13 protein-coding genes are annotated in these 14,856 nt (G+C 68.2%); 9 read left to right on the plus strand and 4 right to left on the minus strand.

What is annotated here, in order from left to right; translation table 11 throughout:
* Positions 1-91 precede the first annotated feature (91 nt).
* Positions 92-1,555 (minus strand): Na+/H+ antiporter NhaC, encoded by a 1,464-nt coding sequence (gene nhaC, locus DOM67_RS11170; RefSeq protein WP_110675838.1) that lies wholly within the window; start codon positions 1,553-1,555, stop codon positions 92-94.
* A gap of 102 nt (positions 1,556-1,657) precedes the next feature.
* Positions 1,658-3,151, minus strand: coding sequence for an aldehyde dehydrogenase family protein (locus tag DOM67_RS11175; protein WP_110675841.1), 1,494 nt, complete (start codon positions 3,149-3,151; stop codon positions 1,658-1,660).
* Between the two features lie 120 nt (positions 3,152-3,271).
* On the opposite strand from DOM67_RS11175, the gene DOM67_RS11180 reads away from it, so the two are divergent.
* The 3 genes from DOM67_RS11180 to DOM67_RS11190 all read left to right on the plus strand — a co-directional run bounded on the left by DOM67_RS11180 (position 3,272) and on the right by DOM67_RS11190 (position 7,127).
* Complete coding sequence (locus DOM67_RS11180; RefSeq protein ID WP_110675842.1) at positions 3,272-4,204, plus strand: LysR substrate-binding domain-containing protein; 933 nt, start codon at positions 3,272-3,274, stop codon at positions 4,202-4,204.
* Between the two features lie 146 nt (positions 4,205-4,350).
* Positions 4,351-5,604 (plus strand): aspartate aminotransferase family protein, encoded by a 1,254-nt coding sequence (locus DOM67_RS11185; protein ID WP_110675844.1) that lies wholly within the window; start codon positions 4,351-4,353, stop codon positions 5,602-5,604.
* Positions 5,605-5,687: 83 nt separating this feature from the next.
* Complete coding sequence (locus DOM67_RS11190; RefSeq protein WP_110675846.1) at positions 5,688-7,127, plus strand: VOC family protein; 1,440 nt, start codon at positions 5,688-5,690, stop codon at positions 7,125-7,127.
* Positions 7,128-7,171: 44 nt separating this feature from the next.
* On the opposite strand, the gene DOM67_RS11195 is transcribed toward DOM67_RS11190, so the two are convergent.
* On the minus strand, positions 7,172-8,407 hold the full coding sequence (locus tag DOM67_RS11195; protein ID WP_110675848.1) for an FAD-dependent oxidoreductase: 1,236 nt from the start codon (positions 8,405-8,407) through the stop codon (positions 7,172-7,174).
* Positions 8,408-8,783: 376 nt separating this feature from the next.
* Between DOM67_RS11195 and DOM67_RS11200 the strand changes: the two genes are divergently transcribed.
* From DOM67_RS11200 to DOM67_RS11220, 5 genes are all read left to right on the plus strand, one after another.
* On the plus strand, positions 8,784-9,770 hold the full coding sequence (locus DOM67_RS11200) for a D-glycerate dehydrogenase (protein ID WP_110675850.1): 987 nt from the start codon (positions 8,784-8,786) through the stop codon (positions 9,768-9,770).
* A 281-nt stretch (positions 9,771-10,051) separates the two neighbouring features.
* Positions 10,052-10,732: an HAD family hydrolase gene (locus tag DOM67_RS11205; protein WP_110675852.1), complete on the plus strand. Its 681-nt coding sequence runs from the start codon at positions 10,052-10,054 to the stop codon at positions 10,730-10,732.
* Positions 10,733-10,819: 87 nt separating this feature from the next.
* The gene (locus tag DOM67_RS11210) at positions 10,820-11,194 is read left to right on the plus strand and encodes a translation initiation factor Sui1 (RefSeq protein ID WP_110675855.1); all 375 of its coding nucleotides are present in this window, start codon (positions 10,820-10,822) and stop codon (positions 11,192-11,194) included.
* 68 nt (positions 11,195-11,262) lie between these two features.
* Positions 11,263-11,694 (plus strand): YbaY family lipoprotein, encoded by a 432-nt coding sequence (locus tag DOM67_RS11215; RefSeq protein ID WP_110675857.1) that lies wholly within the window; start codon positions 11,263-11,265, stop codon positions 11,692-11,694.
* A gap of 131 nt (positions 11,695-11,825) precedes the next feature.
* The gene (locus DOM67_RS11220; protein ID WP_110675859.1) at positions 11,826-12,818 is read left to right on the plus strand and encodes an aldo/keto reductase; all 993 of its coding nucleotides are present in this window, start codon (positions 11,826-11,828) and stop codon (positions 12,816-12,818) included.
* Here the strand turns inward: DOM67_RS11220 and DOM67_RS11225 are convergent.
* A complete protein-coding gene (locus DOM67_RS11225; protein ID WP_110675861.1) occupies positions 12,793-13,671 on the minus strand; it encodes an NAD-dependent protein deacetylase in 879 nt (292 codons plus the stop codon). The genes DOM67_RS11220 and DOM67_RS11225 overlap by 26 nt on opposite strands.
* A gap of 85 nt (positions 13,672-13,756) precedes the next feature.
* On the opposite strand from DOM67_RS11225, the gene DOM67_RS11230 reads away from it, so the two are divergent.
* Positions 13,757-14,842, plus strand: a complete 1,086-nt coding sequence (locus tag DOM67_RS11230) for a diguanylate cyclase (RefSeq protein ID WP_110675864.1) — start codon at positions 13,757-13,759, stop codon at positions 14,840-14,842.
* Positions 14,843-14,856: the final 14 nt, after the last annotated feature.

A 14,856-nucleotide genomic window follows, 5' to 3' on the forward strand; every position in this document is an offset into this window, starting at 1 on the left:
TCCGCCTGACTCACGGGGACACGGCCACTGTCACGCTGGTCATGCCCCGTTTTTCCCCTCTCTCGACCGCCACCGATCGCGCCTTGCCCGCTCAGGCGTCCGCCGGCGCCGCACTCCCGGACGACGACGCTACCCGGCCCGCCTGAGTGGCCTGGCGCGCTGGCGCAGACTCCCGCGGGACAAAGCAGCCGAGCAGCGCCCACAGCAGGCCGAACAGCGGCGACAGCCAGCAGGCAAAGGCGAAAGGCGCATAGAGCAGGGTGGGCACGCCGGTGGTGGCGGCGACGAAACTCCCGCCCATGTTCCACGGGATCAGCGGCGACAGCAGCGTGCCGTTGTCCTCGATGGTGCGTGACAGCACCGAGGTGCGGTAGCCCATCTGCCGGTACTGCCCGTGCAGTAGCCGCCCCGGCAGCACCAGGGTGGTATAGACGTCGCCAACCACGGTTCCCACCGAAGCGGTGGTGACCGAGCTGGTCAGCACCATGCTGAAGCGCCCGCGCATCAGCTTGGCCAGGTGCAGCATGATCGCATCGATGGTGCCGTAGGCTTCTAGCATACCGGTGAAGCCGAGCGCGAACAGGGTCAGCGTCACCACCCAGGTCATCGACATCACGCCGCCTTTGGAAAGCAGCGTATCCATCGCCGCATTGCCGGTATCCGCGGCGTAGCCGTTCTGCATCACGCCGAAGACCGCCTGGACATCGCTGCCCTGCAGCAGGATCGCGATCACCCCGCCGAGCGCGGCGCCGCCGAAGATGGTGGGAAACGGCGGCATCTTGGCCATCGACAGCGAGACCACCACCAGCGGCGGAATCAGCGTGATCCAGCTCAGGGTGAAGTGCTCGGCCAGCGTGTGGCGCAGCGTGTCGATACTGCCGACATCGACCAGCTGATCGGCGTAACCGGCGCCGAGCCAGGCATAGATCAGCAGTGCCAGTGTCATTGCCGGCACCGTGGTCGCCATCATGCTCTTGATATGCGACCACAGGTCGGTCTCGCAGACCGCCGGCGTGAGGTTGGTGGTATCGGAGAGCGGCGACATCTTGTCACCGAAGAAGGCCCCGGAGACCAGCGCGCCCGCGGTCAGGTAGACCGGGATGCCGAGGCCGTGGCCGATCCCCATCAGCGCCAGGCCGACGGTACCCACCGTGCCCCAGGAGGTCCCCACGGCGAGCGAGATCAGCGAGCTGATCAGGCAGGTGGCGACCAGGAACATTCCCGGCGAGACCAGATTGATCCCGTAATAGATCAGCGTCGGCACGGTCCCCGAGAGAATCCAGGTACCGACCAGCATACCCACCGCGAGCAGGATCAGGATCGCCGGCAGGCCGAGCTTGATCACCTGCAGCATCGACGCCTCCATGCGCGTCCAGGGGATGCCACGCAGACGCGCGAAGAGAGCGCAGATCAGGATGCCGCAGGCGAGCGGGATATGCGGCGTGAAGTCGCCGAAGACGAAGAACTGCGTCATCAGCAGCGCCACCGTGAGCAGCAGCGGCGCCAGGGCCAGCGGCAGGCTGGGAATGCCGCCCACGCGGACATTGTCACTCATCGACCTTCTCCCGGAGTTATTCTTGGAGCACGGATCGGGAATCGCGTCGCAGACGCGCCAGAAGGGGTGGGACCGGGGCGCGGCGCGCGCCCCGGTGAGGCATCAGTCGAACTTGATGCCCTGGGCCAGCGGCAGCTCGCGCGAGTAGTTGACGGTATTGGTCTGGCGGCGCATGTAGCTCTTCCAGACATCGGAGCCGGACTCACGTCCGCCGCCGGTCTCCTTCTCGCCGCCGAAGGCACCGCCGATCTCGGCGCCGCTGGGGCCGATGTTGACGTTGGCGATGCCACAGTCGCTGCCCTGGTCGGAGACGAAGGCTTCGGCCTCGCGTACGTCGGTGGTGAAGATGCACGACGACAGTCCCTGCGGCACGTCGTTGTTGAGCGCCAGCGCCTGGTCGAAGTCGCGGTAGGTGAGCACATAGAGGATCGGCGCGAAGGTCTCGTGCTTGACCAGCTCGTCCTGCTCGGCGACCTCGACGATCGCCGGCGAGACGTAGTAGCCATTGGGGTAGGTCTCGGCCAGTTGGCGCTCGCCGCCGAAGACCTTGGCCCCCTGCTGGCGTGCTTTCTCCAGCACCGACTGCATCTGATCGAAGGCCTGGGCATCGATCAGCGGGCCGACCAGATGACCCTGCATCGGATCGCCGATGGTGACGTTGGCGTAGGCCTTCTTGATCCGCTCGACCACCTCGTCGCGCACCGACTCGTGGACGATCAGACGACGCAGGGTGGTGCAGCGCTGGCCAGCGGTGCCGACTGCCGAGAACAGAATGCCACGCACGGCCATGTCGAGATCGGCACTGGGCGCCAGGATCATGGCGTTGTTGCCGCCCAGTTCGAGAATGCTGCGGCCGAAGCGCGCGGCGACCCGGGGCGCGACTTCACGCCCCATGCGCGTGCTGCCGGTGGCGCTGATCAGCGGCACCCGCGGATCGTCGGTGAGGGCTTCACCGGCCTCGCGCTCGCCGATGATCACCTGGCTCAGATCCTGCGGGGCGTCGTCACCGAAAGCCTGCATGGCACGCTCCAGCAGCGCCTGACAGGCAAGTGCACACAGCGGCGTCTTCTCGGAGGGCTTCCACAGCAGGCTGTTGCCGCACACCAGCGCCAGCGCGGCATTCCAGGCCCAGGGCGCGACCGGGAAGTTGAAGGCGGTGATCAGACCGATCGGCCCCAACGGATGCCAGCTCTCGCGCATGTGGTGGCCGGGGCGCTCGGAGGCGATGGTGAGACCGTAGAGCTGGCGCGACTGGCCCACGGCGAGATCGCAGATATCGATCATCTCCTGGACCTCACCCAGCCCCTCCTGCAGGATCTTGCCGCACTCCAGCGTGACCAGTGCCCCGAGATCCTCCTTGTGCTGGCGCAGCTGCTCGCCGAACAGCCGTACCAGCTCGCCGCGCCGCGGCGCCGGCACCTGACGCCAGGCGGCAAAGGCGCGCTCGGCACGATCGATGCGCGCGGTCACCGCCGCCGCGGATTCGTTGCTGACCCGGCCCAGCTCGCCACCGTCGGTGGGCGAGGTGACCACATAGTCGCCCTCGCGGTAGGTCGAAGGCGCCACGCCGAGGCGTCCGAGGATCTCGTCGATCATGTTGTTCTCCTGCTGCCGGAACGAAATAAGGTGTCGCGGCAGTATTGCGCCGGGCATTGACGCGCCACAAACGACGTTTTATACCAACGTCATTCCTTTTTTTCCTGCCAGCAGGCTGTCATGAATCGTCGTCATCTCCCCACCCTCACCGCCATGCAGTGCTTCGAGGCCGCGGCACGCCATCTCAGCTTCACCCGCGCCGCCGACGAACTGAGCCTGACCCAGAGCGCCGTGAGCAAGCAGGTCGCCCAGCTCGAGGCGATTCTCGAGCACCCGCTGTTCCGCCGCGTCCGGCGCCGACTGCAGGTCACCCCGGAGGGGTCGCTCTATCTCACCGAGGTACGCAAGGTACTGGCCCAGGTGGAGATGTCGACCCGCTACATGCAGTCCTACGGCGGCGAGAGCGAGGTGCTCAACGTCACCACCCTGCCGACCTTCGGCGCGCGCTGGCTGGTGCCGCGTCTCAACGGCTTCCGCCTGCGGCAACCCAGCGTCTATCTCAACATCGGTATCCGCACGCAGCCGTTCGATCTCGAACAGGAGCGAGTCGACGCCGCCTTCTTCTACGGTCGCGGCGTGTGGCCCAAGGCGGAGTGCATCCATATGCTCGACGAGGAGATGGTGGCGGTATGCGCGCCCTCGCTGGTGCCCACCGGCGGCTTCGACGACCCGCTCGCGCTCACCGGTCAGGTGCTGCTGCAGAGCGACTCGCGCCCGGAGGCGTGGCATGCCTGGTTCGCCGATCAGAAGCTCTACACCCAGCACAGCTACCACGGGCCGCGCTTCGATACCTTCGAGATGCTGCTGCGCGCGGCGCGGGTAGGCTGCGGGGTAGCGCTGGTGCCGCGGGTGCTCGCCGCCGAGGAGCTCGATCAGGGGCTGCTGGTGCAGGCCTGGCCCCACGCGCTCGCGAGCCGCGATGCCTATTACCTCGCCTATCCCGAACACAAGGGTGAGGTGGCCAAGGTGCGCGGCTTTCTCGACTGGATGCGCGAACATCGCGACCGCCCCACGCTGGGTCCGGTTCAAGAGTCCGCGCCAACTGAGCGCTAGGCGCCCGCCCCGCGCTGAGTCGATGTACGCTGGGAGAATCCAGAATTTTTGGAATGATACCGCGGCTTTTTTTCGTTTGAAGCGCCGCCTGCCGGGCTGCTTTGATGACCCCGAACCGTCATCGTCGCCACCGCAGGTAGCCGCCCATGGAGTTTCCCCACGTCAGCCACGCCCTCGGGGTGGTGCACCCGATCTGTCTGGAGCGCGGCGCCAACGCCGAGGTCTGGGACGAGCAAGGCCAGCGCTATATCGACTTCATCGCCGGCATCGGCGTGCTCAACCTGGGTCACGGTCACCCCCGCGTCCTGACGGCCATCCAGGCGCAGTTGGGCAAGCTGACCCACTCGGCCTTCAACGCCCTGCCCCACCGCGGCTATCTCGATCTGGCCCAGGCGCTCGATGAGTTCGTGCCGGTCAGCTATCCCCTCAGCTGCATGCTCACCAACAGCGGCGCCGAGGCGACCGAGAACGCGCTCAAGCTCGCCCGCGCCCATACCGGTCGCACGGCGGTGATCGCCTTCGACGATGCCTTCCATGGACGCACCCTGGCGGCGCTCAACCTGGGTGGCAAGGTCGCCCCCTACAAGCAGCGTCTGGGCAGCCTGCCCGGCCCGGTACATCACCTGCCGTTCCCGGGGCCGGACAGCGGGGTCGACGCCGCCACCGCCCTGGCCGCCCTGGAGCGGCTGTTCGCGGTCGAGGTCGACGCCGAGGAGGTCGCCGCGATCATCGTCGAACCGGTACAGGGCGAAGGCGGCTTCCGCCGGCTCTGCCCCGAGTTCGCCCGCCGCCTGCGAGAGCGCTGCCAGGCTCTCGGCATCCTGCTGATCTTCGACGAGATCCAGTCCGGCTTCGGGCGTACCGGGGCGCGCTTCGCGTTCTCGCAGCTGGAGGTCGAACCCGACCTGCTGCTGCTGGGCAAGAGCATGGCCGCGGGGCTGCCGCTGGCGGCGGTGGCGGGCCGCGCGGCGGTGATGAACGCCCTGCCCCGGGGCGGGCTGGGCGGCACCTACTCGGGTAACGCCCTGGCCTGCGCGGCAGCCCTGGCGGTGATCGAGGAGATGAGCGACAACCATCTGGCGCGCTGGTCACAGGCGATCGAGTCGCGCGTGCTGGCCCATCACCGCGAGTGGCAAGCCAGCGGCCGCCACCCCATGGTCGGCGCACTCACCGGGATCGGCGCAATGCGCGGCATCGTGCTCGAGGACACCCCCAACGCCAGTGGCGCTGAACACCTGAGCGCGCTGCTCGCCGCGGCGCGCGAGCGCGGCCTGCTGCTGATGCCCAGCGGGCGCAAACGTAACGTGCTGCGCCTGCTGCCGCCGCTGACCAGCGAGCCCGAGATTCTCGATGAGGGCCTGACACGACTCGGCGAGGCTCTGGCCACGCTGCGCGCCTGAGCGCGTCACGTCCACGTTTTCGCCCCGTTATCCCCTGACGCGCCGCCCCCCTTTGACGCACCCTCATACGCAGGAGACTTGCCATGCCCTCTTTTCTCTCCCCCGACGCGATCCGCGACCGCTTCTCGCGCGCCATGTCGGCGATGTACCAGGCCGAGGTGCCCCAGTACGGCACGCTTCTCGAACTGGTCGAGACCGTCAACCGCGAGGCCCTCGAGGGCGACCCCGAGCTGGCTGCCAGACTCGAGGCCCACGATGACCTGGCGCGACTCGGTGTCGAGCGCCACGGCGCCATTCGCGTGGGCACAGCGGCAGAGCTGGCCGGCCTGCGCCGGCTGTTCGCGGTGATGGGCATGCAGCCGGTGGGCTACTACGATCTCGCCGCAGCGGGGGTACCGGTCCATTCCACCGCCTTCCGTCCGGTGGACGATGCCGCGCTGGCGCGCAACCCCTTCCGTGTCTTCACCTCGTTGTTGCGCCTGGAGTTGATCGAGGATACCCAGCTGCGCGAGCGCGCCGCAGATATCCTCGCGTCACGCCAGATCTTCACCCCGGAGGCGCTGGCGCTGATCGAGCGCCACGAAGCCCAGGGCGGGCTGAGCGAAGAGGACGCCGAGCGCTTCGTCGCCGCCGCGCTGGAGACCTTCCGCTGGCACCGCGAGGCGACCGTCGACTGGCCCACCTATTGCGCCCTGCACGACCAGCACCGGCTGATCGCCGACGTGGTCTGCTTCCGCGGCCCGCATATCAATCACCTGACCCCGCGCACCCTCGACATCGACGCGGTTCAGCGCCGCATGCCGCAGGCCGGTATCACGCCCAAGGCGGTGATCGAGGGTCCACCCCGGCGCGCCTGTCCGATTCTGCTGCGTCAGACCAGCTTCAAGGCGCTGGAGGAGGAGATTCGTTTCGCCGACCTCCAGCAGGGCTCGCACAGCGCGCGCTTCGGTGAGATCGAGCAGCGCGGCATGGCGCTGACACCGGCCGGCCGCGAGCGCTACGACCGCCTGCTGGCGACCGCCCGCGAGCGCAGCCAGGGCCTCGACAACGCCGCCCACCAGCAGGTGCTCGACGACGTCTTCACGGCGTTTCCCGATGATGCCGCTCAGCTACGCCGCCACGGCCTGGCCTACTTCGATTACCGGCTGACCCCGGCAGGCGAGGCGGTCAGAGAGGCGACGGAGAGTGGGGAGAGGGCGGACCTGGCAGTCGTGGACCTGGCCACAGTGGACCTGGAGGCAGCGATCGCCCGCGGCTGGGTCAGCGCCCAGCCGATCACCTACGAGGACTTCCTGCCGGTGAGTGCGGCCGGCATCTTCCAGTCCAACCTCGGCGATGCGCGCAGCGACGGCTACGCCGGCCACGCCAATCGTGACGACTTCGAGCAGGCGCTGGGGGCAGAGGTCATCGACGAGCTGGCGCTCTACGCCCGGCGCGAGGCGGCATCACGCCAGCGCGTGATGCACGCCCTGGGTCTCGACGCCCAGAGCACTGAGGGCCTCGGCTCAGCAGCGAGCGGCTGAGTAGGGCACCGGCTCAGCAGCGGGTGGCTGAATAGGGCGTCGGCTCAGAAGCGGGTGGCTGAATAGGGCGCCGGCTCGATATAGGGCGTCTCGCCGCACATCATCTCCGCCAGCAGCCGCCCCGAAGCCGGCCCCAGGGTGAAGCCCTGATGGGCATGGCCGAAATGGAACCAGAGCCCGTCATGCTTGGGTGCCGGGCCGATCACCGGCTTCATGTCCGGCGTGCACGGCCGCGCGCCCAGCCACGGAGTCTGCTCGACCGCGTCGCCGATCGCCAGCAGCTCGCGTGCGACCTTTTCGGCCTTGCTCGACTGCAGCGGGGTGGCGCGGGCGTCGAGACGTGCGAATTCGGCGCCGGTGGTGATACGCAGACCGCGATTCATCGGCGCCAGCATGATGCCGTTCTCGGCATCCAGCATTGCCATGCTCAGCGGCGTCGGCATGACATAGTGGCGGTGGTAGCCACGTTTGACGAACAGCGGCAGGTGGTAGCCGAAACGCCGCAGCAACTCGTCGGACCACGGGCCCAGCGCCACCACCGCTTCGGCGGCCTCGACCGGGCCTTCGCTGGTGGTCACGCGCCAACCGGCGCCCTGGCGTTCGAGGGTCGCGGCGTCGCCGCTGACGAAGGCGCCGCCGCGGGCCTGGAACAGGCTGGCGTAGCTCGCCACCAGCGCGCCGGGGTCGCGCACCGACCACGGCTGGGTCCAGTGCACCGCCCCCGCCATGCGCTGGGTCAGCCCGGGTTCCAGCCGCGCCAGCTCGTCGCCGCTGACCGGTGCATGCTCGACCCCGTACTCCTGGGCCAGCCGCTCGGCGTTGGCCAACCCCTTATCCAGCGCCGCCTGGCTGCGGTAGGCGGTGCGCCAACCACTCTTGCGCACCAGCGCCTCGGCGCCGGCCTCGGTGATCAGGCTGTCGTGCTCGCTCAGACAGTGGGCGATCAGCCGGCTGTACTCACGCGCCACCTGGGCGTAACGCGACGGCGAGGACCACCACCAGTACTGCGCCAGCGGCGAGGCCAGGTGCGGCAGTGCCGAGGGGTGGTAGTTGACGTCGATGCCGCCCTTGCGCGCGACCTTGAAGATCATGCGGCTGTCGTGTGGGAAGGGATAGGGTTCCACCGCCTCGCGCTGGATCAGGCCGGCGTTGCCGTAGGAGGTCTCCTCTCCCGGGGCCCGGCGATCCACCAGCACCACGTTGCGCCCCCGCCGCTGCAACTGCAGCGCGGTCGACACTCCGATCATGCCGGCACCCAGCACCACGACATCCGCTTGCATAGCCACTCCTCAGCCCTTGAACACCAGCAACAGCCACGCCGGCACGACGGGAACGCTCCCCCCGCGACGCGGCCCTATCGACGATGGCGGGCGGCCCCGCACCGGGCGGCGACAGCCCAGGGGTCAAACTCTGTGCCAAACCCTGCGCCACCCCTGAAAGGCGATGATACCAGTAACCTCGGCGCAACCAAGCGCCGCGGCCTGGACTTTAGGCCGGCCGACTCGCCATGATGCGGTAGTCGTTGGTCCACCGCTCGGCGCCATGCCGATGCGGGTTTTTGCGTCTTTCGCCAGCCACACCGGCAGTGCCTCGGCCACTCCGAGACGTGGTCAGTTGGCCATTGTCGTCATCAAGGTCGTCAACAGGAGAGTCCCCATGCCCAAACGTATCCTGGCCTATCGCCGTCTCGACGAGCAGCAGCTCGACCAGCTCCGCGAGCGCTATCAGGTCGATTACTTCGGCAAACTCTCCTCCGCCGACGATCCGGCCTTCCGGGAGGCGCTGGGCGAGGCCCACGGGCTGATCGGCGCCGGGCTGAAGATCACTCCCGAACTGCTCGACGCGGCGCCGCAGCTGGAGACCATCTCGAGCATTTCGGTGGGCGTGGACAGCTATCCGGTGGCGGAGCTGAGCCGCCGTGGCATCCTGCTCAGCCACACCCCGGACGTGCTCACCGAGACCACTGCCGACACCGGCTTCGCGCTGATCATGGCGAGCGCCCGGCGCGTGGTGGAGCTGGCCGAGTACGTCAAGCGGGGCGAGTGGCAGGAGAGTATCGGCGCGGAGCAGTTCGGCACCGACGTCCACGGCAAGACCCTGGGCATGATCGGCTTCGGTCGCATCGGCCAGGCCATCGCCCGCCGCGGTGCACTGGGCTTCGGCATGCGCGTGCTCTACGCCAAGGCCTCGCCCAAACCCGAGCTGGAGCAGGCGCTGGGCGCACGCCACTGCGAGCTGGACGAACTGCTGCGCGAGTCCGACTTCGTCTGCGCCATCGTGCCACTCAACGCCGAGACCCGGCATCTGATCGGCGCGCCCGAGTTCGCGCGCATGAAGTCGAGCGCGATCTTCATCAACCTGGCCCGCGGCGAGGTGGTCGACGAAACCGCGATGATCGATGCCCTCGAACGTGGCGAGATTCGCGGCGCCGGTCTCGACGTGTTCGCGCAGGAGCCGCTGCCGGCCGACTCGCCGCTACCGCGCATGGCCAACGTGGTCGCCCTGCCACACATCGGCTCCGCGACCCACGAGACGCGCACCGCCATGGCCCAGCGCGCCGTCGACAATCTTTTGCTGGCGCTGGATGGCGAGCGCCCGCTCAGCCCGTTCAATCCCGAAGCGTGGCCTGAGCGGCTTGGCTGAGAGCCAGGGCCAGGCAGGAGCGAGCGCACGCCATCCGGCCGGACCGACTTCACCGGTCAAAAAGTGTGCAATTCACGCCCCGTGGCACACCCCGACTTGTCAAGCCGAATCGGGGCGACTAGAGTTGGGAAGCGTCATTGAAAACAGTGTTCCGTAACCTTATCTAAACAATGAGGCTGCGGTGCCGATAACCGGGATATTGGCGCGACAGCCACCGACTCACCGGCCGCGGCCGCTCGGGTCACCCCCTTTCACTGACAGCGCCCTCGAGGCGACCCATCATGCCCGACCCGCTCTGCTTGCTCTTCGATTGCGACGGCACCCTGGTCGACAGCGAACCGCTGCTGGCCGAGATCATGGCCAAGTACCTCAATCGGGCCGGCCTTCCGTTTCGCCCCCTCGACTACATGAACGATTTTCGCGGCACGCGTTTCGCCAGCATCGTGGCGCATCTCGAACGCGCCTACGGCGAGATCGACCCCACGCTGCGCGAGGAGACGGAGCGCGACATGCGCCGTGAAATGAACGAACGCATGGCCACCGAGCTCGCGCCGATCGAGGGCGCCGCCGGCGCCCTCGATGCGCTGGGCGGGCTGCCGCGCTGTGTCGCCTCCAACGGCCCCGAGCACAAGATTCGCCGTGCGCTGGACAGCACCGGGCTGCGCGGCTTCTTCGGCGATCATATCTACAGCGCCTACAACGTGGGCAGCTGGAAGCCCGACCCCGGCCTGTTCCTGCACGCCGGCCGCGACATGGGCTTCGCCCCGGCACACTGCGTGGTGATCGATGATGCCCAGGTCGGCGTTCGCGCCGCGCTGGCCGCCGGCATGCGGGTGATACACATCAACCGCTTCCCCGAGCGCGAAGCCACGCCGGCAGGCGCCATCGCCATCGGCCACATGCGTGAGCTGCCCGGCGCCGTCGACCGGTTGCTGCCCATGCTGGCCGCCAGCCACTCCTGACACGGGCAGGGCGCCGGCGGGCGCCGCTCGTCCGCCCCTGGCCGAGCGCGCTATCATGGCGCCTCAGTCATTGCAGCGGAGCCCCTCATGCCCTCCCTACAGGATCAGTTGCGCGGTCTGGTCTACTCCACCGAGCATGGAGAGACCTGCCCCGCGTGCCGCCAACCGCTCGCCGAGTGTCGCTGTCAGGCGCAAGCCGAGGCCGAGCGTCTTGCTGCGCTCGACGGGATCGTGCGCATCCGCCGCGAAACCAGCGGCCGCAAGGGCAAGGGCGTGACCACGATCGAAGGCGTCCCCCTCGCCGAGGAGGAGCTCAAGGCGCTGGCCAAGGCGTTGAAGAAGCGCTGTGGCACCGGCGGCGCGCTCAAGGCGGGCGTGATCGAGATCCAGGGCGACCACCGCGAGGTGCTCAAGCGCGAACTCGAAACCCGCGGCTATACGGTCAAGCTGGCCGGCGGCTGAGGAATTTATCGCCGCCGCGCCTGTCTCAACGCAAGCCGCTCGTTCGCCCCGTCAGGAGATCGCGTCCCATGCCGTTGCCCGCCCTTTCGCGCCGCGTCCGTCTGGCCGCCGCCCTGCTCGCCGTCGCCGCGCTCGCCGGCTGCGCCGGGGGTCCGCAGTTCGAGACCCTCGCCGCCCGGGTGGTCTCCGAGAACCCGGTCACCCTGCCCGCCGATGCCACCCTGGAAGTGCAGCTCGAAGACGTCACCCAAGGCGACGTGGTGGCCAGCAGCCGTTACGAGCAGCTCGGCCAGCTGCCGCTGCCGGTCACGCTGCAGTACCTGCCCGACGCCATCGCGCGTGACGATATCTACCAGCTCAGCGCCCAGATTCGCAGCCATGGGCGCATCATCTACCTGAGCCAGACACCGGTGGCGGTGTTCGGTCGCCACGACCCGGCGGAACCCGACATTCCCGTGGTGCCCACCGGGGCCGACGCGCTCGCCCCCGCAGCGCCCTGAAAGGCCCGCGCCGCCGGCAGCGCAACGGGCCGATCGCCGCCGCGATGACGCGGGTGATACCGCCATCCGCTTGATGCCCGGGAGAAAACCGACCACGCTGATTCGACTGTCATTCCCGCATGGAGACGAGCATGGAAACGCGTAAGCTACCCGGTACCGATATCGAGATGTCCCGCGTGGGGCTGGGCACCTGGGCCATGGGCGGGCGCATGTGGGGCGGCACCGACGACCCCAACGCCATCCGCACCATTCATGCCGCCATCGACAAGGGCATCACCCTGATCGATACCGCCCCGGCCTACGGCTTCGGTCACTCCGAAGAGGTGGTGGGCAAGGCGGTCGCCGAGAGCGGCCAGCGCGAGCGGCTGGTGCTGGCGACCAAGGCGGGGCTGGAGTGGTACGACGACGACAGCCTGGCCCGCAACGCCACCGCCAAGCGGCTGGAGAAGGAGCTCGACGACTCGCTGCGGCGGCTAAAGACCGACACCATCGACATCTACCAGATCCACTGGCCCGATCCGCTGGTGGAGATCGCCGAAACCGCGGAGGCGATGGCACGCTTTCATCAGGCGGGCAAGATCCGCGCCATCGGGGTCAGCAACTTCTCCCCCGAGCAGTGCGAGACCTTCCGCGAGGTCGCACCGCTGCACACCCTGCAGCCCCCGTACAACCTGTTCGAACGCGATATCGACGATCAGATCCTGCCCTATGCCGAAGACAACGACCTGACCCTGCTTACCTATGGCGCGCTCTGCCGCGGCCTGCTCAGCGGCAAGATGCACAGCGACTCCACCTTCGGTGGCGACGACCTGCGTAACAAGGATCCCAAGTTCCAGTCGCCGCGTTTCGCGCAGTACCTGGCCGCTGTGAAGGATCTGGAAGCCCTGGCCCGCGAGCGTCACGACAAGTCGGTGCTGGCCCTGGCGGTGCGCTGGATTCTCGACCGTTCGCCCAATATCGTGGCGCTGTGGGGAGCGCGCAAGCCGGCCCAGGTCGACCCGGTCGGCGACATCAGCGGCTGGCAATTGAGCGATCGCGACCTGGCGGATATCGATGCGCTGCTCGCCGAGCACATCAAGGACCCGGTCGGCCCCGAGTTCATGGCGCCGCCGACGCGCCGCTGAGCGCGACCGCGGGCGGCCTCGGGGCCGCCGTCGCGGCGATCAGCGTGGGTCCGATCGGCGCCGAGACCTTGAGCGCGTAGAGCTCGTCGGCCCGGGTCCGCCCCAGGTTGAGGCAGGCGATCGGCTTGCCCTGCTGCGCGGCATGGCGGGCGAAGCGGTAGCCCGAATAGACCATCAGCGACGACCCCACCACCAGCATGGCAGGCGCCCGTTCGAGGGCGTCGAAGGCGGCCTGCACCCGCGCCCGGGGTACGTTGTCGCCGAAGAACACCACGTCCGGCTTGAGGATGCCGACGCCACAGCGTTGGCAGTCGGGTAGCACGAAGTCAGTGAAATCGACGCCCTCGAGATCGGCATCACCATCCGGCGCCACTGCCGCCGGCAGGTCGAGCCAGCTCGGATTGCGCCGCGCCAGCTCATCGTGCAGCGCATGGCGCATCAGCGTCGCGCCACAGTGCATGCAGACCACCAGATCGGCCTGACCGTGGAGATCGATCACCCGCTGCGAGCCGGCACGCTGATGCAGACCATCGACGTTCTGGGTCACCAGTTGCGAGATAACGCCTCCGGCCTCCAGGGCCGCCAGTGCACGATGCGCCTCCCCCGGTCGCGCCGCGGCGAGCGCGCGGAACCCGACCAGGCTGCGCGCCCAGTAGCGCTGGCGCACCGCCCGACTGGCCATGAACGCCTGATGGCTGACCGGCGGCGGTCGCTTCCACGCCCCGCTGGCGTCCCGATAGTCGGGGATGCCGCTGGCGGTGCTCACCCCCGCGCCGGTGAGCACGAACAGGTCCGAATAGCGGGCGAGAAAGGCGCCCAGCGCCTCAATGCCGTCAGGCGACGCGTCGGGCATGCTTTTATTCCTCGATCGATGGTAGAAAGGGAGACAATCCATTTCTAATGAACTGTGTCCCACGGAGACGCAGCACGGCTGACCGATGCCCAATACGCTTCTGGATCCCCTGGTCGAACAGCGGCTGCGCGGCCTGCGCCTGGCGCGACGCATCTATCCGCCACGCACGCTGGGTCTGGCGGCCGGCGGCCTGTGCATCGGCAGTGCGCTACTGACGCTGGCGACTCCGGGATGGGTCTGGATGCTGTGGGTACTGCAGATCGCCACCTGGTCACACGTCGCCTACTGGCGCGCCAAGCGGCACGCCTCACCCTACCACGCCGAGCGCCAGAACCTCGGCATCGACAGTCTGCTGGGGGGCTTCTGGCTCGCCGCCATGCACTTCAACCTGCTGCCGACGATCATCGTGCTGACCATGATCAGCCTCAACAACATCGCCGTCGGTGGCCCCCGTTTGTTGTTGCGTGGTGTCGGGCTGCTGGCACTGGGCGGCCTGCTCGGCATGTGGCTGATCGCGCCCGGCGCACCGCCGATCATCCCCACCACCGGGGTACTGCTGTGCAGTCTACCGATGCTGATCACCTACCCGCTGGCGATCGGCTATATCACCTACCTGCAGGCGCGTCAGCTCAGCCGCCAGAAGCGTAACCTGACCGACCTGAGTCGCACCGACGGTCTGACCGGGCTCTACAATCGACGCTTCTGGGAGGCCCAGATCGCCGCCGAGCTGCTGGCCTCATCGCCTGCCGTGATCGCACTGATCGATATCGACCTGTTCAAGCACATCAATGACGAGCACGGTCATGGCGTCGGGGACGAGACGCTGCGCGAACTGGCGACACTGCTGCGCCAGTCGCTCCCGCCACACTTCCTGCTCGGGCGTTATGGCGGTGAGGAGTTCGGTGTTCTGATGCCGGCGACCAAGCTGGCGCAGGCCGAGGCCGCGCTGCACGCCTTCCAGCAGCGTCTGCACCGACACGCTCCGCCGGCGCCGCTGGCGCGCATGCCAACCTGCAGCATCGGCCTCGCCGCCAAGGCCCCCCACATGATCAGCCACGAAAAGTGGCTACTGCTAGCCGACCAGGCACTCTACGCGGCCAAGGACGCCGGCCGTGACCGCCTCGAGGTGGCGCGCAGTGCGGCATCGCAGAGCCTACTCGACCTCGGCTAGAATAGCCTTTTCGC

The organism is Salinicola sp. RZ23 (genome assembly GCF_003206675.1).
Lineage (GTDB): Bacteria > Pseudomonadota > Gammaproteobacteria > Pseudomonadales > Halomonadaceae > Salinicola > Salinicola endophyticus.